At 37.3% G+C, this 23,792-nt stretch carries 17 protein-coding genes and 1 pseudogene; 14 read left to right on the top strand and 4 right to left on the bottom strand.

Going from position 1 to position 23,792, the window contains the following annotated elements; genetic code table 11:
- Positions 1–25 precede the first annotated feature (25 nt).
- The gene (abc-f, locus tag ACQKTA_RS13080; protein ID WP_427814713.1) at positions 26–1,525 is read right to left on the bottom strand and encodes a ribosomal protection-like ABC-F family protein; all 1,500 of its coding nucleotides are present in this window, start codon (positions 1,523–1,525) and stop codon (positions 26–28) included.
- A 483-nt stretch (positions 1,526–2,008) separates the two neighbouring features.
- On the opposite strand from abc-f, the gene ACQKTA_RS13075 reads away from it, so the two are divergent.
- The 10 genes and pseudogenes from ACQKTA_RS13075 to ACQKTA_RS13030 all read left to right on the top strand — a co-directional run bounded on the left by ACQKTA_RS13075 (position 2,009) and on the right by ACQKTA_RS13030 (position 16,597).
- Complete coding sequence (locus ACQKTA_RS13075) at positions 2,009–3,760, top strand: glycoside hydrolase family 13 protein (protein ID WP_427814712.1); 1,752 nt, start codon at positions 2,009–2,011, stop codon at positions 3,758–3,760.
- 74 nt (positions 3,761–3,834) lie between these two features.
- Entirely contained in the window at positions 3,835–4,206 is a 372-nt protein-coding gene (locus ACQKTA_RS13070) for a DUF1304 domain-containing protein (protein ID WP_427814711.1), read from the top strand.
- A gap of 170 nt (positions 4,207–4,376) precedes the next feature.
- Positions 4,377–6,995, top strand: a pseudogene (gene ppdK / locus ACQKTA_RS13065) (pyruvate, phosphate dikinase).
- Between the two features lie 607 nt (positions 6,996–7,602).
- A complete protein-coding gene (gene pepV / locus ACQKTA_RS13060) occupies positions 7,603–9,021 on the top strand; it encodes a dipeptidase PepV (RefSeq protein WP_427814710.1) in 1,419 nt (472 codons plus the stop codon).
- An 88-nt stretch (positions 9,022–9,109) separates the two neighbouring features.
- Entirely contained in the window at positions 9,110–11,029 is a 1,920-nt protein-coding gene (locus tag ACQKTA_RS13055; RefSeq protein WP_427814709.1) for an OPT/YSL family transporter, read from the top strand.
- Positions 11,022–11,387, top strand: coding sequence for a PqqD family protein (locus ACQKTA_RS13050; RefSeq protein ID WP_332581280.1), 366 nt, complete (start codon positions 11,022–11,024; stop codon positions 11,385–11,387). Before ACQKTA_RS13055 ends, ACQKTA_RS13050 begins: the two co-directional genes overlap by 8 nt.
- A gap of 158 nt (positions 11,388–11,545) precedes the next feature.
- Entirely contained in the window at positions 11,546–13,939 is a 2,394-nt protein-coding gene (locus ACQKTA_RS13045) for a Xaa-Pro dipeptidyl-peptidase (protein WP_427814708.1), read from the top strand.
- A 127-nt stretch (positions 13,940–14,066) separates the two neighbouring features.
- Positions 14,067–14,972 (top strand): DMT family transporter, encoded by a 906-nt coding sequence (locus tag ACQKTA_RS13040; protein ID WP_427814707.1) that lies wholly within the window; start codon positions 14,067–14,069, stop codon positions 14,970–14,972.
- Positions 14,973–15,038: 66 nt separating this feature from the next.
- Complete coding sequence (locus tag ACQKTA_RS13035) at positions 15,039–15,947, top strand: TMEM175 family protein (RefSeq protein ID WP_427814706.1); 909 nt, start codon at positions 15,039–15,041, stop codon at positions 15,945–15,947.
- A gap of 101 nt (positions 15,948–16,048) precedes the next feature.
- Positions 16,049–16,597 (top strand): hypothetical protein, encoded by a 549-nt coding sequence (locus tag ACQKTA_RS13030; RefSeq protein ID WP_332581276.1) that lies wholly within the window; start codon positions 16,049–16,051, stop codon positions 16,595–16,597.
- Positions 16,598–16,634: 37 nt separating this feature from the next.
- Here ACQKTA_RS13030 and ACQKTA_RS13025 read toward each other — a convergent pair whose 3' ends face one another.
- The gene (locus ACQKTA_RS13025; protein ID WP_427814705.1) at positions 16,635–16,964 is read right to left on the bottom strand and encodes a hypothetical protein; all 330 of its coding nucleotides are present in this window, start codon (positions 16,962–16,964) and stop codon (positions 16,635–16,637) included.
- 148 nt (positions 16,965–17,112) lie between these two features.
- Here ACQKTA_RS13025 and ACQKTA_RS13020 point away from each other — a divergent pair, with 148 nt between their 5' ends.
- Both ACQKTA_RS13020 and ACQKTA_RS13015 read left to right on the top strand, forming a co-directional pair.
- Positions 17,113–17,688 (top strand): Lrp/AsnC family transcriptional regulator, encoded by a 576-nt coding sequence (locus ACQKTA_RS13020; protein ID WP_427814704.1) that lies wholly within the window; start codon positions 17,113–17,115, stop codon positions 17,686–17,688.
- Entirely contained in the window at positions 17,685–18,848 is a 1,164-nt protein-coding gene (locus tag ACQKTA_RS13015; RefSeq protein ID WP_332581273.1) for an aminotransferase class I/II-fold pyridoxal phosphate-dependent enzyme, read from the top strand. Before ACQKTA_RS13020 ends, ACQKTA_RS13015 begins: the two co-directional genes overlap by 4 nt.
- Positions 18,849–18,930: 82 nt before the next feature.
- Here ACQKTA_RS13015 and ACQKTA_RS13010 read toward each other — a convergent pair whose 3' ends face one another.
- Positions 18,931–20,325 (bottom strand): amino acid permease, encoded by a 1,395-nt coding sequence (locus ACQKTA_RS13010; RefSeq protein ID WP_427814703.1) that lies wholly within the window; start codon positions 20,323–20,325, stop codon positions 18,931–18,933.
- 214 nt (positions 20,326–20,539) lie between these two features.
- Here ACQKTA_RS13010 and ACQKTA_RS13005 point away from each other — a divergent pair, with 214 nt between their 5' ends.
- The gene (locus tag ACQKTA_RS13005; RefSeq protein ID WP_427814702.1) at positions 20,540–21,505 is read left to right on the top strand and encodes a hypothetical protein; all 966 of its coding nucleotides are present in this window, start codon (positions 20,540–20,542) and stop codon (positions 21,503–21,505) included.
- 37 nt (positions 21,506–21,542) lie between these two features.
- On the opposite strand, the gene ACQKTA_RS13000 is transcribed toward ACQKTA_RS13005, so the two are convergent.
- Positions 21,543–22,475 carry a response regulator transcription factor gene (locus ACQKTA_RS13000; RefSeq protein WP_427814701.1) on the bottom strand — a complete coding sequence of 311 codons (933 nt, stop codon included), beginning with the start codon at positions 22,473–22,475 and terminating at the stop codon, positions 21,543–21,545.
- Positions 22,476–22,748: 273 nt separating this feature from the next.
- On the opposite strand from ACQKTA_RS13000, the gene ptcA reads away from it, so the two are divergent.
- Complete coding sequence (gene ptcA / locus ACQKTA_RS12995) at positions 22,749–23,768, top strand: putrescine carbamoyltransferase (RefSeq protein WP_427814700.1); 1,020 nt, start codon at positions 22,749–22,751, stop codon at positions 23,766–23,768.
- The last annotated feature ends 24 nt before the right edge of the window (positions 23,769–23,792 follow it).

The following is a 23,792-nucleotide window of genomic DNA, read 5'->3' as shown; positions in this document are numbered from 1 at the left end:
GACTGTACAAATGTACAGTCTCTTATTATGTTTCTTTTTTTAATTCAATTTGTTGAGCGTTGATAGCATTTAAAAATACTGCGTCATGTTCCACGATCAAGAGTGTTGGTTGAAACTCTTTTAATAGCACTTCTAATTGTTTTTGATTAAACACATCCAGATAATTTAAAGGTTCATCCCAAATATATAATTCAGCTTCTTGAGCAAGTGATTTTGCTAATTCTACTTTCTTCCGTTGTCCCATACTCATTTCTTCGATGCGATTTTGGAAGACGTTCCGCTCCATTCCAAGCTTACGTAAATTATTTAAGAACATCGAATAATCCAAATGATTTGCTTCAGAGAAATCTTTTAGCGACCCTTGATTGTCTTCGTAATTTTGCCGAACATAACTGATACGGACAGCTGGAGAAGTAACTTTGCCGTGACTAGTACCGGTAAAATCGCCTAAGATATGATGCAAAATACTAGATTTTCCACTACCATTTGGACCAATCAATCCAGTAATAGTCCCGCGAGCTACTGAAAAAGATAAGGGAGCAAATAAATTTATTTGTCCATCATAAGAAAGTTGTAGATTTTCGATTGTTAAAAGTTGTGTGTGTCGACTAGGCTGGTAATTCATCGTTAACTGATCAACATCTTCTAAATCTTTTAATAAACCTTCTTTTTCTATGATTTGCTCATCCATTCGGTGAACGATCGTTTTTGAACGTTTCATGGTTCGAGCAGCATGAGCCCCAATCGCTCCCGTATCAAAGATTTTTCCGCTGCCTTTTTCAGAAGGTTTGCCGTATTTATCAGTTTCCCTAGAATACGACCATTCAGCTTTTTCCGCCGCAGTTTGTTTCAATCGTCCGACTTCTTTTTTGATTTTTTTATTTTGTGCCAGCTCAAATTCATCACGTAATTTTTTTTGCTCCTCGTACGTAGCAAAATTCCCTTGATAAAGTATCAGCTGACTTTTTTCAATCGCTAAAGTATGATCGGTAATTTCGTTTAAAAAATGCCGATCATGGCTGACGACGATGTATCCCTCTTTATGCTTTAAATAATTTGCCACATGTTTCCGACCTAAAATATCTAAATGATTTGTTGGTTCATCGATTAAAGGAAAATAGCCCGTTTGAGTGAAAAGCAAGGCTAATAAGATTTTTGTTTGCTCACCGCCAGAAAGTGATTGAAAAGAGCGCCACAATAATTGTGGATCTAGTTGAAGCAAAGTCATTTCGCGTTCTAATTCCCATTGTTCAAAATCCATGATTTCTAATAGGGAGTAGTAGGTGATTTGTGCGGGTTCTTTTATGGCTGATGGAAAATAAATTGTTTGGAGCGGAAAAATAATTTCTCCTTGATAAGGATAATTGTTTAGTAATAAATTTAAAAAAGTTGTTTTCCCGCGACCGTTGCGGCCAACTAAACCTAATTTCCAAGAGCTATCGATGGTTAGGTTTGTATGATTGAATAAATAATCGACTTGTTTATCAAAGCCGAAAGTTAAATTTTTAATTTGGATCGTTGTCATATAGGTCTTCCTCCATTCTATAAATAATCTGCTTTTTTAAACAGCTACTTATGATTTTCAGGAAGAGGCGAGGAGGGTGATCAATCGATGTGAAAAAAGCGTACAAAAAAGAGACCTACCTTTGAAATCCTAAGCCAATCCTGAAAATCTGCACACCAATCCATTGACATGGTCAATCTCTGATTAGTTTGCGTCTTCCAATCTTCGCTTAGTTTTTCAATGGCATGATCCCTCGTTTCGTTCTATGTTAGATTTATTAAAACAGAAGTCGTAGGCTTTGTCAAAAAAATATGGACGTAGCCGCTTCCCCAAACATGCTACGCCCTGGAGTGATCCTCGATAAACGAGGTGAAGAAAATTTTTTCTTCTATTATTATAGTAGCATATTTTCACTAAAAATATGAGTTAAAAGCCTAATAATCTGTATTAGTGGAGCTATAATTATGGAATTGATACAATAAAATTAGAAACGGAGGTGGTGAGATGAATTATGCTGGAATTTATCATCGTCCCGAAAGTGAATTTGCTTTTCTTTACACACAGGATTCGATGCGCATCCGATTGCAAACAGCCCGCGATGAGATAAAAAAAGTAGAGCTGTTAAGTGGTGATTTCTATTTATTTGCCGAAGAAAAATGGTATCAACATCCGCAAGTAATGCAAAAAGCCTATACGACGGATACCCATGATTACTGGGAAATCGAAGTGACCGCGCAGCATCATCGTCTGGCGTATGCTTTTTTGATTACTGACTTTTCAGGCACGCATATTTTCTATACGGACCAAGGGATTTTTGCTTTTGATGAACAACGAATAGCACGTGATAATCTTTACTTTAGAATGCCGTATTTTCATGAAATCGATCGTTTTAAGGTTCCTTCATGGGTAGCTAAAACGGTCTGGTATCAAATTTTTCCAGAACGGTTTTGTAATGGTGATCCATCGAATGATCCTGAGGATACAATTGCTTGGGGTAGTGAAAAGCCGACCAGAGAAAGTTTTTATGGTGGTGATCTACAAGGGGTAATCAATCAACTAGACTATCTAGAAGACTTAGGAATCAATGGGTTGTATTTATGTCCGATTTTTACTTCTCCTTCCAATCATAAATATGATACAGTCGATTACTATGAAATTGATCCACACTTTGGTGATAAGCAATTGTTTCGTGAATTGGTTGAAAAAGCGCATGAACGTGGGATTCGCATTATGCTGGATGCTGTTTTCAATCATTTGGGTGCAAGTTCTCACCAATGGCAAGACGTTATTCTACATGGAAAAGAATCTGCTTATGCGGATTGGTTCCATATCGAATCGTTCCCGCCACGCTATACGGCGATCCCAAATTCAGAAAATGCCAAGAATTTGACGTACGATGCATTTAATTTTAATCCGAATATGCCAAAACTCAATACAGCTAATCCTGACGTTCAAAAATATTTATTAGAGATTGCTACTTATTGGATTCGTGAATTTGATATTGATGGGTGGCGTTTAGATGTGGCTAATGAAGTCGATCACCATTTCTGGAAAGAATTTCATCAAGCTGTATTGGAACAAAAGCCAGACTTATATATTCTCGGTGAAATTTGGCACACTTCACAAAACTGGCTTCAAGGAGACGAGTTCCATGCAGTAATGAATTATGCATTTACAGATGCAATCAAAGCTTTTTTTGTCGAGCAGTCGATTTCACTTTCGCAAATGATTTTTGGTATGAACCGTCAACAACTGCTTTACCGCGATCAAACTAACGAAGTGACGTTCAACCTTTTGGATTCCCATGATACACCAAGAATCTTAACTTTGTGTCAAGGCAATCAAGCATTGATGAAAGCCGTCTTGACTTTCATGTTTATTCAAAAAGGAACACCGTGTATTTACTATGGGACAGAGGTTGGAATGAAGGGAGGAGCAGATCCGGATTGCCGCCGCTGCATGTTATGGGGAGAAGACCAAAATCAAGAGCTGCATACTTTTATGAAACAGCTGATCGCACTTAGAAAGCAATTCTCAGAAGTCTTTAGTTATGGATCAACTACTTGGCACTATGATGACGATAAAAAAACTGTTTCCTTGACCAGAACATATAAAGAAAAAACAATTGTTGCATTGTTCAATGAAGGCGAGGTTTTTGAAACAGCAATTAAAGGTCGTCGTTTATTTGGACAAAATTACCATGAATCATCAACCTATCAGTTGGCAAAACATGGTTTTGTCATTGAAGAATGTTAAAAACAAGTCCTATTAATGGGAAAAATGCCTCAAAATCGTTATAGTGAAGGAAGTAAAATAAAGGGGACGTTTGTATGGGAAGTATTATTTTGGTTCTTTCAACGATTATTGGGATCTTACACGTAATTATCATGGGGTTAGAAATGTTTGCGTCGAATGAAAAACAGGCGCAAACATTTGGGATGTCATTGGAATTTGTAAAATTGCCAAATGCACAGATCGCATTAAAAAATATGGGAATCTATAATGGCAGTTTGGGTTTGGTAATGATAGCGAGTGTTTTTATATTTCAAGGGACCACCCGCTTCAGTGTCTTGCTGTTGTTGAATGTATTCGTTGTGATCGTCGGATTATATGGCGGCAAGACAGTAACCAAATCAATCTATTTGATTCAAGCACTGCCAGCGTTGATTACGTTAATCTTGATTTTAATGAAATTAGTTTAAAAAGATTCGACTAAGAAAAACTTAGTCGAATTTTTTTGTTTACCAGATGATAATAAGATATATGCATTTTATAAGTGGTTTAATAAAATATATAATCATCTTATTGACAATTAATAAGACTCGTATTATGCTGTCTTTAGAACAAATAAACTATTTAAAAGGAGAATGGCATGAATCAATGGGTTTATTTATTTTCAGAAGGATCAAAAGAGCAAAAAGATTTGTTAGGAGGGAAAGGGGCAAATTTAGCAGAAATGACTAAATTAGGTTTGCCTGTTCCAACTGGTTTTACTGTGACAACTGAAGCATGCCTCTACTATTTAAACCACGGCAATCGTTTAACTGATGAAATGAAAAAGCAAGTAATGACAGCCATAAAAAAATTGGCACATCAAACTGGCAAATCTTTTAATGACTCTCAGAATCCATTGCTTGTATCTGTTCGTAGTGGTTCAAAATTTTCGATGCCAGGTATGATGGATACGGTTTTGAATTTAGGTCTGAATGATCAGACTGTTGAAGCTTTAGCTATAAATAGCCAAAATCCGCGTTTTGCCTATGATTGTTATCGTCGACTTTTACAAATGTTTGGGAATGTTGTGATGGGTATGGAGACAGCTGATTTTGAAAAATATATTACGGCTTTAAAACAAGCGAATGGACTCGTTTATGATCATGAATTGACTGCAAAGCATTGGCAACGAATTGTAAGCGAATACAAAATGCTTTACCAAAAAAAATTGAAGCGTGATTTTCCTCAAGATCCAATTGAGCAGTTGTATTTAGCAATCGAAGCTGTTTTTAGTAGCTGGAACAATTCACGCGCTAAAACATACCGCCGATTGCATGAAATTAGTGATGATCTAGGGACAGCTGTTAATATTCAGGAAATGGTTTTTGGCAATTTTGGTGAGACTTCTGGAACTGGAGTGGTCTTTTCGCGGAATCCTTCACTTGGTGATCGCGGATTATTCGGCGAATATTTGATCAATGCTCAAGGTGAAGATGTCGTTGCAGGCATTCGTACACCTAAACCAATCCAAGTGTTGGCTGAAGAGTTGCCGGAACAATTCCAGCAATTGACAACTATTTGTGAGCAGTTGGAGCATCATTATCAAGATATGCAAGATGTTGAATTTACGATTGAGCGTGAACAATTGTTTATTTTACAAACAAGAAACGGCAAACGGACATCAAAAGCGGCATTAGCGATTTTACTAGACTTATACAAAGAACAAATCATTAATGAAAAAGAATTGATTCAACGGATCGAAGCAAAAGATTTGGCTGCTGCCCTCCACCCAAATTTTGAAGAGCAGGCATTACAAAAACGAGTAGCCTTTTTATCGGGATTGGCAGCTAGCCCCGGTGCTGCTACAGGAGCGGCTTATTTTTCCGCCGAAGCAGCTACAGAGGCAAAAGCCCGAGGTGAACGAGTGATCTTGGTACGTGAGGAAACTTCCCCTGAAGATATCGAAGGAATTGCCGTTAGTGAAGCAGTCATCACCAGCCGTGGTGGGATGACTTCTCATGCGGCTGTAGTAGCACGTGGGATGGGAATCTGCTCCGTTGTAGGATGTGAACGTTTGTCTGTATTGGAAGAAAGTCGCGCCACAGTTGGCGAGGAAGCGATTGAAGAGGGGACGATTCTTTCGGTCGACGGCTCGAGTGGAAAAATTTATTTTGGTGAAATACCCATGGAAGAAGTCGCCCAGACGGTGGCATTAGATGAATTGCAAGCCATTTGGGATCGGTATTCTAAGATCCAAGTAAGAGCCAATGCTGAAACGCCAAAAGACATTGAGATGGGATTAACTTTAGGAGCTGTAGGAATTGGTTTAGCACGAACAGAGCATATGTTTTTTGAAAAAAATCGTTTATTGCAATTTCGACGTTTGATTTTGGCGGATAACTTAGCAGAACGATTAGATGTGTTGAAGGAACTAAAAATTGTTCAAAAACAAGATTTCAAATTTATTTATCAAGCATCGCTGGGAAAACCGACAACGATTCGTTTGTTGGATCCGCCATTACATGAATTTTTACCTAAGACTAGTGATGAATGTCGAGAAGTCGCAACGGAATTAGGAAAAACATTCAACGAAGTCAAACGAAAAACCGAAAATTTAGCTGAAGTAAATCCTATGTTGGGATTTCGTGGATTACGTTTAGGTGTAGCTTATCCAGAAATCTATCAAATGCAAGCTGAGGCGATCGTTGAAGCAGCTCACGAAGTCATGGATGAAACCGGCTATATGATCCAGCCAGAGATCATGATTCCTTTTACGATCGATGCGCGAGAATTTGCACATGTGCGTAAAGCAATTGAAGCGGCTATCGTCGAGAGTTTAACTAATAAGGAACAGCCACTGAATTATCAAATCGGGACAATGATCGAGATGCCTAGGGCCTGTTTTGTTGCGGACGAGATCGCCAAGTATGCTGATTTCTTTAGTTTTGGTACCAATGATTTAACGCAAATGACGCTAGGTTTATCACGGGATGATTCTCCGCGGATCATCAATTAATACTTAGATGCTGCGATTCTAAAAGATGATCCATTCCAAGTATTAGATGAAGCGGGAGTAGGAGCATTGATGAAACTAGCAATTGAACGTGGACGGCAAGTGAATCCCCAATTAAAAATCGGGATCTGCGGGGAAGCGGCAGCACATTCGAAATCAATTGCTTTTTTGAAAAACTTAGCGATCGATTATATTTCATGTTCGCCATTTAGAATTCCGCAAGCTAAAATGACCTTAGCACAAGCGAAAGTTGCTAGCCTATAAAAAAACAAAAATTAATTTTTGGTTAGATTAAAATAGTAAATCAGAAAGAGAGTGTCTTGATATAGACACTCTTTTTTTACTATTGTACAAAAAATATGAAAAAAAGAGATTAATCACATATGGCATTAAAATGAGAAAGACCGCAATTAAATGAATAAATTGTAAGTTGTAAACGTATACATACTTAGATATACTTTTATCAGGCGTTAAATCAGTCATGTCATGAATGTCGAACTCAATAATTATTCAGCTAAAATAGAATAAATTTTTATGAAAAAACCTTATTTCTGATAAAAAACTGTTCATTTTTTTTAAAATGATAGATTTTTCACAATGACTTATTAGATAAAATACGGTATAATGCTAACTTGGGAGGTGAAACACACTGCAGAATTAGGAATGATAGAATAACATTTTCATTATTCAGAAAATGATTTTTTATGAATTGTCTGACACAATAAATTTTTCTCACAAATTGTTGTTCAGTTGAATTAATGAGTTATTCTAAGCTGTCAGAATCTGAGTATCACATTTTAGACATGTACTTTCTAATGAAACTAACAAGTTATATAGCTTGTTTAAAAAAAGAGAAAGCAGGGATTAAATAATGACAATCGATTGGCAAAAAGAAGTAGACGCACGTAAAGACGACTTATTAAAAGACTTAGGTGATTTGATCCGTATCAATAGTATTCGCGATATTGAGCATGGAACTAAAGAAGAACCTCTAGGACCTGGACCGGCTGCCGCATTACGTAAAGTATTAGAATTTGGCGAACGTGATGGGTTTGTTACTAAGAATATCGAAAACGTTGCTGGACACATCGAATATGGTGACGGCGAAGAAATGTTTGGATTATTAGGACACGTGGACGTAGTTCCTGTGGATGATAACTGGGATACAGGTCCATTTGAACCAGTAATCAAGGACGGAAAATTATTTGCACGTGGTTCTGCCGATGACAAAGGACCTTCAATCGCTGCTTACTATGCAATGCGCATCATCAAAGATTTAGAATTACCGATTTCTAAGAAAATCCGCTTTATCTTCGGTACTGACGAAGAAAGCGAATGGGTAGGAATCCACCGTTATATGGAAGTTGAAGAAATGCCAAAAGTTGGTTTTTCTCCAGATGCACAATTCCCAATCATCAATGGTGAAAAAGGAATCTTATCTTACGAAGTAACATTTGCAAATAGAGACAACGCTGAGTCAGGTGACTTTGATTTAGTAAGCTTCAAGTCAGGGTTACGTACGAATATGGTCCCTGGTGACGCGACAGCTGTACTTAAAGTAAACGCTGAAGCAAAAGTTGCTGATTTAAAAGCTGCTTTTGAAGCTTTTGTTGAAAAGACAGATGTTAAAGGTGAATTTGCCGAATCAAATGGCGAAGTAACTTTGACAACTATTGGTAAAGCTGCTCATGCACAAGAACCAAAATTTGGCGTGAACTCTGCTACATTCTTAGCTACATTCTTAGTAGATTACAAATTGGATGGAAATGGCGCAAACTATATCCAAACAGTTGCTGAATACATGCACTTAGATTACAACGGTAAGAAATTGAATGCTTACACAAAACACGATGTAATGGGTGAAACAACTTCATCAGCAAACTTGTTTGATTATATTGCTGAAGGCGACAAGAAAGTTACCTTAAATGTCCGTCATCCAGAAGGTATCACTAAAGATGATATTTTAGCTAATATGGAAGAAGTTCTTAAAGATGCAGGTGTTTCAATCGCGATCATCGGTGACGTGAAAACTCCTCACTATGTTCCAGCGACTGATCCATTAGTGAAAACATTATTGGATGTGTACGAAGAACATACAGGTCTTGAAGGCCACGAAGAATCAATCGGTGGTGGAACTTACGGTCGAATCCTAGAACGTGGTGTTGCATATGGTGCGATGTTCCCAGGTGAAGAAAACGTAATGCATCAACCAAATGAATTTATGCCTATTGATAGCTTGTTCAAAGCAACAGCTATCTATGCTGACGCAATTTATCGCTTAGTTAAATAATAGTCGGTAATGAGAGGATTCGGAACCCTGTCTTTACGGGATTCCTCGTCTCATTAGGGGAAAAGATAGTAAGGAAGGAATTTCAATAATGAAAAAACTCTCGAAAGACGCTTTTGGCGGAATTGACGGAAAGGACTATGTCCCGTACGTTGCCGAAAAGCCTAAAAAATCTGGTTCACCAATTATCATGATTTTAGGTATTTTACTTGCAGCATTATTCGCTGCATCAACTGCATACTCAGGTATGAAAGCTGGTTTGACTGTAGCAGCAGGTATCCCAGGTGCAATTATTGGTTCAGGTTTGGTTGCTTTGTTTGTAAAACCAAAAACAATTTTAGGTAAGAACTTATTACAATTAATGTCTAGTGGTGGGGAATCAGTTGCGTCAGGTATGATTTTCGTATTACCAGCGGTTATCTTAGTTGGTGGTAAAGTGAATTTCATCCAAGGTGTCGGTCTTGGTATCGGTGCTGTATTACTTGGTGTTGGTGTATTCTCACTTGTTCAAGATTACATGTTAGTCAGTGAACACGGAAAATTAGTTTATCCTGAAGCAATGGCTATTTCAGAAACACTAGTTGCTTCTGATACTGGCGGCGACTCATTGAAATATATGGGTATCGGTTTTGGTATCGGTGGTATCTTAACTGCATTGACTGGTTCTGTTTTCGGTGTAATGAACAACGTGATCAGCTATGTCAATGAAAGTTTCTACAAATGGAAATTTGAAACAGAAGTAAACCCATTATTAGCAGGTATCGGTTTTATCGTTGGTATGGATGTTTCTGTTTTGATGTTTGCTGGTGCGATCTTAGCTAACTTCGCGATTGCTCCTTTATTAGGCTACTTCATGGGAATGGCTGATGGAGGCGCACATGTTTGGGATAATGCTTCTCAATTATTGAATGCTTCTGATTTTGCAGTGATCTCTGGTTCTTATGTTAAATACATCGGAGCTGGTATGATGATCTCTGGTGGATTGATCGGTGCGATCAAATTGATCCCAACAATCATTTCATCAATCTCTGCAACATTAAAAGGTCGCAAAGACGGTTCTGAACAAGAAGGCGGCGGAATGTTGCCATTAATCATTGGTGCTGTTATAGGTATCGTAATGGGATTTGTTATTACAGGTAGCGTAGCAATGGCATTAGTTGGCGGCATCATCTCAATCATCTTGAGTTTCTTATTCGTTATCGTTGCTGGTCGTTTGACTGGTACGATCGGAACTTCAAACTTACCAGTATCTGGTATGACGATTGCTTCAATGGTTATCTTAACATTAGTATTTGTTATGATGGGTTGGACAACAACTGAAAACACACAACAATTACTATTATTTGGTACATTTATCGTATTAGCAATCTCTGTAGCTGGTGGTTACTCTCAATCACAAAAAGTTACTTTCGTAATGGGCGGAAACTTCTCAGAAGGCCGTCGTTACTTCATGATTTCTAACATCGTAGGTGTGGTTATCGTTACAGGTATGATGGTTATCTTAGCTCCACAATTAGCGATCACTGGTTCTAACCCTCCATTCGGTTTACCACAAGCGAACTTAATGGCAACATTAACTTCAGGTATTATGACTGGTTCACTTCCGTGGCACATGGTTATTGCAGGTATTGCAATGGGTATCGTGTTACACTTCATGAAAGTGCCGATCATGACATTTGCAATTGGTTTCTACTTACCAATCTCAACAACTTCAATCATTTTAGTTGGTGCGTTGATCCGTCGTTTGATCGATGAACTAAACAAAAAAGAAACAGAAGAAGTTGCTGAAGAACGTGTTACTTTAGGTGTCAGCTTATCATCTGGTTTAATCGCTGGTGGATCAATCATCGGTTTGATCGGAATCATTTTACAAATCACTGGTGTAGTAACTCCAGGAACACCAACTGGATTCTTAGGATCTAATGGTGCAGCCTTCTTACTACTTGCGATTTTAGTTGTGGCGATCATCGTTCCGTTGTTAAGCGTGAAGAAAGTGAAACACAATGACTAATCAACAGCCTAATGCTGTGAATCCTGAAACAGATCGATTATTAGACCGAGTTTATCGTCAAAAAGAAGATTTGCATTATGAAGTTCGTGATGGCATTGTATTTGTGATCACTGAACAAAATGCTTGGGTCCAAAGATTCTTACGTAAGATTCATTATAAGATCCCAGAAACTTCTGAAATGGAACTTGATAAATATGGTAGTTTCATTCTCCAACAAATCGATGGCCAACGAACAGTGAGAGAAATTGGTGAAAACCTTGGTGCAGCCATTGAGGAAGCCAATAATCAATTGTACGATCGTTTATTGATTTATCTAAATCATTTAGAGAAGAATGAGAAATACATCGAACTAGTATAAACAAAAGACCTTCTAGCAAATTTTGCTGGAAGGTCTTTTTATTTTATGCGTTCATCGGAAACGATTTCTTTTTTTAAGCGAATTTAAACGTCTTGTTTGTTATACTTGATTTATAGAATAGGTAAAAATAAGCTAGTTTTAAATAAAGGAGTGAAGAGATGAAAATCAATCAATATGGTATCAAACGAGTAGCTTTAAACGAAGCAAAGCAAGAACTTAATCAAATTGGTTTTTTAGCTGACAAAGATTTTTATGATAGTAAAACACTTTGGTTTGACTTCTTACAAAAAAGTTTTTTAAACGTTCGTGATCAAAGTAGTTTTATTAATAAGTTAGGCAATTTTTTGGTTTCCGAAACAATGGATGCGGCAGCCTTTTATCAAACAACCGCACCTTTAACGAATGAAATTTTTTATACGATGGCGTTACAGCTGTTGGAATTTGAACCCACAATCGATTTTGTGCCAGAAAAAGTTTTAGCGGACGCAAAGAAACTCGGAGTTCCTTTATTTGCAGGGGATTTTACGCAGACGGATACGATTATTGAAGCTTGGTATTTATTATTAACGTCCCATACAAAAAACGGCTTGAATTATTTAGATAAGCTGGCTTCTGAGGGATATTATGATAATAAAGTAATCGAAAAGCCGCTCTTCTTTAACGGAAAAGCGCAAGCTGTTTTTGATACTAGTCGTTTGATCCGAGAAGTTGTCTATGTAGAAGCACCTTTGGATACGGATCAAGATGGCAAGCGTGATTTATTAAAACTAGAGATCTTGCGGCCGATTGAAACAGAAGAGGAATTACAGGTACCAACATTATTTACAGCTAGTCCTTATAGTCAAGGTGTCAATGGTCCTGCCGGTGAGGAACGAACGTATGATGTGAATGTCCCTTTAGAAAGAAAAGAACCTAATAATACAACCTATGAAGAAATCAAATACCAGCCACAAGCAGTAGAACTTCCTGCTGAGCGTGAGGTTAAAGGTCAAGCTACGCACGCAACGGAAACATTTAGTCGAGAAAGTAATTATAGTTTGAATGATTTCTTTTTAGCGCGTGGATTTGCCGTCGTTTATGGTGCTGGAATCGGCACGCGAGATTCAGATGGTATCCAAACCTGTGGTTCAACAGAACAAACAACGGCAATGGTGGCGTATATTGAATGGTTGGCAGGTAATCGTCGTGCGTTTACCAATCGAACAGATAATATTGAGATCACCGCTTGGTGGAGCAACGGTAAAGTAGCGATGACTGGTAAATCTTATTTAGGCACGCTAGCAACCGCTTGTGCAACACGTCAAGTCGCTGGACTAGAGACAATCATCTCTGAAGCAGCTATTTCTGATTGGTATCAATATTATCGTGATAATGGTTTGGTGATCGCTCCGGGAGGATTCCCGGGAGAGGATGCCGATGTACTAGCCATTGAAACCTTCAGCAAAATGCGAAATGCGGGTGATTATTTACACAGCAAAGAGTTCTTTTTAGATTATCTAGATAAAATGGCGAAATTACAAGACCGTCAAACCGGTAATTATAATACTTTTTGGGATGAACGAAATTATTTACCGACTATCAAAGATATCAAGTGCGATGTCATAATGGTTCATGGATTGAACGATTGGAATGTCAAACCACGCCAAGTCGCTGATTTATGGGATGCATTGCAAGAAGTTCCGGTCGCCAAAAAAATAATCCTTCATCAAGGACAGCATATTTATATCAACAATATGCCGTCGCTAGATTTCCAAGATATGATGAATCTATGGTTGAGTCATAAACTTTACGGATTAGAAAACGGTGCTAAAGACATTTTACCAGACATTCTTTATCAAAAAAATACGGAAACAACGAGCTGGTCTACATTAGAAAATTGGGGATCTGAGCAGAAACAAACCTATTATTTCGGCAAGGCGCAATTGGATGCAGAAAGAAGTTCTGGTAGCGTGACATTCAATGATCAATTGCCAGTTGAGCAATATGAAAAATATACGAAAGACATTGCGCTTTGGGAAAAAGAATTAAAAGAATCTGGAGCAATGGAGGGGCATCGTTATTTAGCTAAAACGGAAAAATTACCTGCGGAAGTATTTTTGAATGGCCGACCAACTGTCAAAGTAAAAGTAGCTTCTACGGCTGATTTAGGAATGTTGAGCTTTGAACTGATCGATTTTGGTAAAGCTAAAAGGTTAAAAACGGTACCGGATGTCTTAGCATTACATGGCTTGCCGCTAGGGAGAAAATGGCGGGAAGATAACTTAGCTGAATTTAAATTGGGCACCGCAGATGAGTATAAATTAATTAGCCGTGGACACATCAATCTCCAAAATCGCAGCAATCCATGGAAAGTCGATGATTTAAAAGCCGATGAATTTGTCGAAATCGAAGTCGTGCTGCAGCCAACGCTGTATCATCTTCCCGCAGGCCATCAAATTGGACTGGCAGTTTATGGAACTGATTTTGGAATGACGGTCAGAGGCAATCAAGCAATTGAATATACGTTGGATTTAGCCGAATCAAGATTAGAATTGCCAATTAATAAAGAATAGAAATCAACCTGCCACATAAAAATGTGGCAGGTTTTTAATTGGTCTAAGTTGTCAGAATTTTTTGAAAAAGCCTAGCACATTAAATCGAGAATGTTATAATAAGAAAAATATCGAAAGGGAGTTTTAAATGAAAATAAAGGGTGTATTATTGGCTTGTTCGGCGGGAGCCTTATGGGCTTTATCAGGGATTATGAGCCAAATTTTATTTGAACAATATTTTGTAAGTCCAGAATGGCTAGCTAGTGTGCGTTTATTGATGGCGGGAATAGTATTGATTGTTTTCAGTTTTTTTCAGCGTTCATCAAAGAAGCAAACCATTCATTTAAAAGATGGAATCAGTCTACTGCTTTTTTCATTGATAGGAATGTTAGGTGTTCAGTATACGTATTTTAAAGCCATCCAATATAGTGGAGCGGCAATTGCGACGATTTTACAATTTACCGGCCCTATTTTTATTTTCATTTATTTAGTTTTGAATAAAGAAAAACGAATCAATTTGATTGAAATTTTTTTGATGCTGATGACTTTTGTGGGGGTCTTTTTTATCATGGCTGAAGGAAATATACAGACATTAAATATTTCTCCAATGGGTTTTTCGATGGGGATGGCTTCAGCGGTCACGCTAGCTTTTTATACCGTTCAACCACGAAAATTATTGGTAAAATATGGCGAGATCCGAATCTGTGGATTAGGGATGTTGATTGGCGGGATCTTATTCCAGCTCATCCAGCCCTTTTGGCAAATCGATTTTCATGTTGATGGATTATCGATGCTTTTGATTGCTAGTATCATTATCTTTGGGACCGCCTTGCCGTTTTTATTCCAATTATCAAGCTTACGTTTCATTGAGGCTTCGTTGGCAGGGATTTTGACGGTGGTAGAACCTGTTTTGGCAACGATATTGAGTGTGCTCCTATTTCATAGCCGGTTTGGGATTACCCAAACTTTCGGATTTCTTTTGGTGATTGGATCAGTTATTCTTTTAACACGCTTTTCTAATAAAAAGAAAGATCTAAGTGGAATCGAAATCTAATAAGGGCTCCTTATCATTATTCTTTTTTTCTGGTATAGTATATGATGTTAGGAAGGAGACGAAAAAATGAAAGAACGTGTTGTAGTATTTGGCGATGCCATTATCGCGATTATCCTCACAATCATTGTTTTAGAATTACCGATTCAAACTGCAGCCAATGGGATGGTTGACATGAATTCTTTGTTCCGAGCAGTTGGTATTTATTTCATTAGTTTTTGTTTTGTGGCAAATCTTTGGTTTCAAACGGGCTATGCTTTTAATAAAATCGAGCAAGTTAAAAATAAAGACTTAGTTATTTATCTACTACTCCTATTTTTCTTGTCATTGGTTCCTTCAGCAACTAGATTATTGATTGAAGATACCACTAAACAAACTTTATTGATTTATGGTGTATTAACTTTGATCGTCACATTTGTCATGCGTCGTTTGATTGTTGCTTTAACTGGTCAAGCGTTAACGGACAACGAACAACGGAATCAGCGTTTTCATGAATTGAATCGACAAGATTTAGTTGCGATCAGTTTTCGGATTCTTTTGTTAGTTTTCGGGAATTTCTTTGTCAAACCAGCATTAGTGATTTATTTGATTTTACCGATCTTAGCTTTCTTACAGAACATCGTTGATCGGGAAGAAGATAATTTGGTCGCTACGTTAGATGAAGAGCAACAAGCAGATTACTTCCAAGACCGCGATCAACTATGGGGAAATTCGGTTCGACGTTATTCTTCTTTATTGAGAGATTCAATGAAACAAGGGAATGACCAAGATCCAGATCGTTGGAAACAAGTGATGGCTGAATGGGAAGGAAACATTGGTCAAGAAATCAATGAGCGTAAAAAACATTTGCTCGAATTGCAAGATTCAGACAAACATCGTGCAGAGCGCGACATCGCTCGTTTGGAGAAGCAAAAACAACGGTTAGAAATGCAAAAGGCTATGACTGAACGACGAATGAATCAACAAAATAAAAAATAAAAAAGACCAAGTATAAGCAGAGAAATGCTCTTTATACTTGGTCTTTTGCTAATAGATGGATATAATGAAGTATAAATATCGCAGGAGAGCTAGGTGGAGAAATGTCTTTAACAATGATTGAACACCCGATTAAAATGTATATTCGACGTGATTTAGGAATTACAGTGGAACAATTTGGAAAAGTAGCAGGTATCCCACAATCGACATTAGCCACATGGATCAAACGTGAGCGACGAGTCGAAAAATTACCGATCGATTTTTATAGTGCCCTGGCGACGGTACGCGAACAAAAAATCGAAACGGTCTATCGTGAACTGTTAGAATGGCAGCAACGTTACGATCGCTACAAACAAGAAACACTGCAAGCCATTGCAGAAGAGCAGCCCTTGTTTTCTTTAGCGGCCGAAGAGGGCCGAAAAATCTATAAAATTTATCGGACACAGCATATTGAAAGCCGTTTACTTGAACCAGCTAAACGGTTGCGAAAAGCGATTGATCAATTGAATACGTCCTCGTTCATTCAAGTGATGATCGAAATCTATGGAACCGTAGAAGTACCGATGCCTACATGGATCGCAAAATCATTTAACAAAAGTGAATTAAAAGAAATCGGTCAAGCCTTTTATAATGAGTTATTATTAAAAGGCTAAACGCAATATAAAAAAGAAGCGATTAGTCGCTTCTTTTTTATAATTCCTCTCGAACAGAATGGGTGATTTTTTGTAGCAAGTCAGTCGTTTGGCCGGAATATTTAATGATATCGGAAACACGTAAAAAACTATTTTTATACATGGCCACCTCGCGGAATTTTTTATATTTCTCTTCGATTTCATTGAAACTCGCTGGTTTGCGATCTGTTTTCTCAACTGTTTCAGAGCTATTCACATAATGCAAACTCAAAAATGAAAGGGCATCATTGATCCCGTCTAAAAAGGCTTCATATTCTTCCTGTCTAATTTTTCCATCAGCTAAACGCTGACGTTGTTTTTCAACAAATATTTCTATGACTCGTTCCATCCAAAAACCTCCAGTCCCTCTACTTTTTCTTGATACTTATCTTACTTATTGTACTATGAAACGGCTTGCTTGTGTTATAAAAATCACGGAATTTTATTTTGAATTCTTAAAATAGAAATTTTTTAAGCGTAATTTATTTCAAAAAAATTTGACAGTTTCTTTTTTTTTAGGAATAATAAATGATAAATTAGAAAGTTATTTAAATAGTGAACATGAAGGGAATAGTTCGATGGAGAAAAAAAAGCAAAAACAGCTTTTAAAGCTGATTGAAACGGATTGCCGGTTAAGCATTGAAGAATATGCCATCATGCTAGGTGAAGAAACGATCATTGTAGCCAATGAAATCAAACGATTGGAACAAGAAAAAGTCATCTGCGGTTATCGAGCGCTGATCGACTGGGATAAAGTCGAAGATGATTTGATCGAAGCAATCGTAGAAGTGCGCACTATTCCTAGAGGGGAAGAAGGCTATCGTGAATTAGCTGATCAAGTACGTAAATTTCCAGAAGTAAAATCACTCTATTTTATCAGTGGCGGTTTTGATTTTATTTTGCAGCTTCAAGGACGTAACATTAAAGAAATTTCGAAATTTATCTCTGTTAATTTGGCTTCGATTCCTGATGTCTCAGGGACGCGGACACATTTCTTATTAGATAAATACAAAGAATGGGGCATCGATCTTTCTCAAGATACGACAGATCACCGAATCCAGGTGAGCCCATGAGAGATTTTTTAAACCGTAATATACGTGAGATTCAACCATCAGGAATTCGCAAATTTTTTGATATCGTCTCAGAACGACCAGACGCGATTTCGTTAGGTGTCGGGGAGCCTGATTTTGATACCCCTTCACATATGGTCCAAGAAGGCGTGCGTTCACTTCAAGAAGGGCGTACTTTTTACACCGCAAATGCTGGTCTAATGGAATTAAGAGAGAAAATCAGTGAATATTTGCAGTTTCGCAATAAAGTAAAATACGATCCAGCATCTGAGATCATTGTGACAGTCGGCGGCAGCGAAGCCATCGATATGGCTTTACGAATTTTTGTTGAAAAAGGGGATGAGGTGATTATTCCTCAGCCTAGTTTTGTTTGTTATCAGCCAATCACTAAAATTGTTGGTGGCACACCAGTCACCGTTGATGTATTGGCTGAGGATCAATTCCAACTGACAGCTGAAAAGCTGGAGCGGGTCATAACGGATAAAAGTAAAATTTTGATTTTATCTTATCCTAATAATCCAACAGGTGGAACGATGGATCGAGAAGCGTTGATTAAAATTGCTGATGTCGTAAAAAAATATGATCTATTAGTGCTAACAGATGAAATCTACGCCGAATTGGTCTATGATGAACCGTTTGTCAGTATTGCAGAATTACCTGGTATGCGAGAACGAACTATTGTAATCAACGGATTTTCAAAAGGTTTTGCTATGACAGGATGGCGTTTAGGCTTTGTTGCAGGACCAGAATTATTTATGGAACAATTATTAAAATTGCATCAATACACGATCATGGCTGCTCCAACAGCTAGTCAATATGCTGCGTTAGCAGGATTGAAAAATAATTGGCAAGAAACAGTGGAAGAGATGCGTCTGTCCTATGAAGAACGACGTAATTATCTACATCATCGCTTAGAAAAAATGGGTTTGCCCTGTTATAAAGCCAAAGGAGCTTTTTATCTATTTCCACAGGTCAGTCATTTTGGGTTGAGTAGTGAAGCGTTTGCCTTAAGATTGTTAGAAGAAGAAAATTTGGCGGTTGTTCCAGGTTCAGCCTTTGGTGACAGCGGCGAAGGATTTATTCGGTTATCTTATGCTTACTCGTTAGACGAATTAAAAGAAGCAATGACACGCATGGAGCGTTTCATCGCGAAAATCAATTAAAAAGCAACATTCCAAATTATTTGGAATGTTGCTTTTTTGTGATTTATTTATTTAACTTAGAATATTTAAAAAATAACGACTTTTAATGTTTAATGTCAGAATTCGTCAAAACTTCATTTGATTCTGGTTTTTTATTTTTGAATTTAAACTGGTAAATCACTAAAAGTAAGATGAACCATAGTGGAGAAAAGATCAATGCTTCTCTTGTGTCAGGCGCTAGTGCTAAAACGAACAAGACGAAGGCAAGAAAAGCAAAAATCAAATAGTTTGCATAAGGATAAAGATGCAATTTAAATGAGCTTTTAGCAACAAGTTCGGGATTCGTTTTACGATAGCGCATGTGAGTCCATGTGATCATTCCCCAAATAAAAATAAAACAGATCGTAGCGATCGAACTAATCAATGTAAAAATTTGACTAGGAACGAAAAAGTTCAAAAGAACAGCAATAAAAATGACCAATGTTGAGAATACTAAGGCATTACCTGGCACACGGTGACGGGTCAATTTCGCAAAACTTTTAGGTGCACTGCCTTCTTGTGCTAATGAACGAGCCATTCGGCTGGTACTGTAAATCGCACTATTACATGCAGACATCGCAGAGCTTAATACCACTAAATTGACGATTGAAGCTGCTGCTACGATTCCGATTTCTGAAAAAACTTGAACAAAGGGGCTGCGATCAGCGGATAAACTCGTCCAAGGGTAGATCGACATGATAACAAACAATGAACCAAGATAAAATAAAATAATCCGAATCGGAATATTATCGATGGCTTTTGGTAAAACGGTTTTTGGATCAGAAGTTTCCCCACCAATCAGCCCAACTAATTCCACACCACAAAAAGCAAAAGTTGCCATTTGGAAGGAGAGGGCAAAACCGTGAGCTCCTTTAGGAAAGAACCCGCCGTGACTCCATAAATTACTTATTTGCACAGGTCCGGCACTGGTTTGAAAATGCATAACGATCATGACTGCCCCCACGATAATCAAGGCAATGATCGCGATGACTTTTACTAATGCGAACCAGAATTCCATTTCACCAAACAGTCCTACCGCAACAAGATTGAGTCCTAATAAAATTGCTAAAGCAATAATTTCAGGTAACCATTGTGGAATATTTGGGAGCCAATACCTAACATACATACCAGTAGCGGTTAAATCGGCCATCGCAATCGCAATCCAACAAAACCAGTAGGTCCAACCTGTGACGAAGGCCGCTTTTTTGCCAAGGTAATCGGCAATAAAATCTAAAAATGAATGGTAATTTAAGTTTGATAACATTAATTCACCAAGAGCGCGCATGATCAAGAAGATAATACCACCAGTAATGGCATATGATAAAAGAATCGAAGGACCTGTAAGTTGGATGGTTTTACCAGAGCCAAGAAATAGTCCGGTTCCGATTGCTCCTCCAATCGATATTAGTTGCACATGACGGTTCTTTAATCCTCTTTCTAATTCCTCATGACTTTCCAATAAAATCAGTCCTTTTTTTAAGATTAGTAAAATTTTATCAGAAAATTTAAAACAGTAAAGGAAATTTGATACAATATGATAAAAAGGTGAGAATTTTCCAATTATTTTAAAATAACAAAAATATAGAAAGAGTTATCGAAGATTATCCTATAAAAGATCGTCTGTATCAATTAAAATGTTATAATATTGACAAATTATATGAGGAGGAACCGATTTGAGTAAGAAAATAGTCGGTTGGGTCATCCTGGGAATCATTGTTTTTGGAGCGGTAGGACTTGCTAGTTACCGTATTTTTCAGGACAAAGTAGCAACTACAGAAAATGAGAATCAGAAAGTTTTAAATGAGCGTTTAGCAAATTTATATGAGGATCAATCTACGGGCTATTTTAAAGCGGATATTACAGCCAGTGATTTTGATGACTTAATGCAAGATGTAAAAAATCAAAAAAGTAATAGTGAAACCATTAAAGACATTGAGCAAGCAAAGGCAGATTTTACGATCCAAACAGATATGAACGATCTTTTTGAGACGGAAGTCTTGAATGGATTGGATCTTTCCGCCCATCCCATTCTAAAAAAGCCTAATGAAAGTTCAATCGATCAATTAAAAACACAATTGAGCAAAAGTTCGAATAAAGGAACAGCGTGGGGCGAAGATATCAGTATGATTCTACGTATCGCGTCAACTCAGTCAGCTGATTATTCGAAAGCTGATTCAGAAGTGACCAGTTTAGTCACCAAGGATGATGTATCTTTATCTGAATATTTGGCAGGCGTAAAAACAATCGCGATTTTACCAGATGGTGACTATAAAGAAAATCTATTAGCTAAGTTAGATCCAGTCAAAAATAATTTGACCAATCAAAATGATAGTTTTGCGAATGAAATCCAACAAAGTGAATCAGAAATGGCGACTGCTGAAAAAGAATACCAAGAACGTCAAGCCAAAGAATTGGCTGAACGAAATAAAGAACTAACAGCATTAAAAAAGACTTTAGCAGAGAAACAAAAAACCTATGAGTCATATCAACGATTAAAGGCATCGCTTGATGATAGCAAAAAAGAAAAAGAATCATCTTCGTCAGAGGATTCAAGTTCTTCAAGCAGTTCAAGTTCTTCAAGTTCCTCTAGCAGTTCGAGCTCAAGTAGCTCTTCAAGTTCATCTGAGGATGATGATTAAACGGTAAAGGAGTGCTTCCAAGTGGAAGCACTCCTTTTTAGGCTAGCTTTTCATGGTAATGTTGCTGATAACTTTCGAACAATATCGTGATTTGGGTACGCTTTTTAATGTTTAACTTGATAAAAATATTATGGACATGAGTCTTAACGGTACCTAGAGACAAAAAAAGTTCATCTGCGATTTCTTGATTGGAATGATGAAGCAGGAGCAACGTGAAAATTTCTGATTCTCTTTGAGTAAATTGATGATCTTGGCAAAACTGACGAATCATTACAGAGTGATCATTTATCGTAGACGTTTGAGGGCTTCGTTCTTTAAGGAAAAATTGAAGTAATACAATGCAGATAACGATTGAAAAAATATCTTCTGAAATACTGCGATTGTATATTTTAGTTGTTAGAGAGCTATATTGGTCAATATTAAAAATCACAAAGTTATCTTCAAGAATGATCAAAAGTGAAAAGAGCAGATTAATTCCAGCTAATTTTTTTAAGAGCCCTGAAGTATAGGGAGCGAGTTTTTTCTTTGTTCCTTGCCAACAATAAAAAGCAAGAAATAAAAGGAAAAGTTGATTTGGTAGATAGTACAGCCAAACTTTTATAGCTGAGTTAGGAAGCATCGGAATCGAGATCATCCAAATGGCTAAGAACACCAAGAGGACATAATGGAAGATAGTTAGTTTTTCTTTTCGTATTTCTGCAAGAATTGAGATAGCTAGAAAGGCATTGCCCATAAAAATGATGGTTTTGATTGCAGGAGCACTCATAAAGGCTTGATCATAACTGTGAGCAAAGTAGTTGATGAATTCAGTCATATAAATGATAACGTTATCAAAGGTAAAAAAGGCGAGGTAGAGACTAATGAATAAAAAGACTTTCTTTCTTTCTTTTAGATAAGCATTGATTGCAAAGGCCAATGTGATAGAGTAAAGAACGATCAAAAGAATGTTGTATAAAAAAATAGCAACCATTACGAAACTCCTCTCAATTCTTATTTTAGTTCATCTGCTTTTGAAGTAAGTATAACATCTTTTATCCTTGCTCAAGTTCAAAATCCGCTAAACTTTCAACTAAACTTTTTTAAACCCTTGATAAATAAAAGGTTTATATCCAAATATAAACCAATAAAAAACCGGAGCCAAATATTTTTGTTAGCGTTTACAACCTTTGGCTTATCGTAAACTTCCTGTTTTTTGTTTAAAGTCAGGATGTAAAGCAAAACAAATTATTTAGGAGGCGTCAATATGACTAAACGCGATTTTATCACCACTGAAAATTATACAAAGGAGGAAATAAAATACATCGTTGATCTATCATTGAAAATTAAAGTGGCTATCAAAAATGGTTTTTATCCACCACTATTAAAAAATAAGTCCTTAGGAATGATCTTCCAACAGTCATCCACTCGGACACGTGTTTCATTTGAAACAGCAATGACTCAACTAGGAGGACATGCGGAATATTTAGCGCTTGGTCAGATCCAATTGGGCGGACATGAAACGATTGAAGATACGAGTCAAGTATTATCTCGTTTAGTAGATATTTTGATGGCACGTGTTGAGAGACACCATAGTGTAAATGACTTAGCAGCTCATGCGACGATTCCAGTAATCAATGGAATGTCTGATTATAATCACCCTACGCAAGAATTAGGCGATTTATGTACGATGATTGAACACTTACCGGAAGGAAAGAAAATAGAGGATTGTAAAGTTTCCTTTATTGGTGATGCGACACAAGTGTGTTTCTCTCTAGGGTTAGTAGCCACAAAAATGGGCATGGATTTTGTCCAATTTGGTCCAGAAGGATTTCAATTGAATGACGATCATCGGGCGAAATTAGATGAAATCTGCAAGGAATCTGGAGGTTCATATGTAGTATCTGATCAAATCGATGTAATCGAACACTCTGATTTTGTCTATACAGATGTTTGGTACGGTCTTTATGAAGCAGAATTATCGGAAGAAGAACGAATGAAAACGTTCTACCCTAAGTATCAAGTCAATGATGAATTGATGCAACGTGCTGGGGGACAGGCTAAATTCATGCACTGTTTACCTGCTACACGAGGGGAAGAAGTGACTGACGAAGTGATGGATGGTCCAAATTCTATTTGTTTTGATGAAGCAGAGAACCGCTTAACATCGATTCGAGGATTATTGGTTTATTTAATGAATGATTATGCTGAAAAAAATCCAATCAACGAACAAAAACAAGCCAATGCTAAAGCGGAGTTAGAAGATTTTTTAGGAAGAGCACTCTAAAGACAGAGGCAGGTAGGAAAATAA

The sequence above is a fragment of the Enterococcus sp. 22-H-5-01 genome, assembly GCF_050310005.1.
GTDB lineage: Bacteria > Bacillota > Bacilli > Lactobacillales > Enterococcaceae > Enterococcus_A > Enterococcus_A hailinensis.
This window is presented reverse-complemented; position numbering and strand designations above follow the sequence as displayed.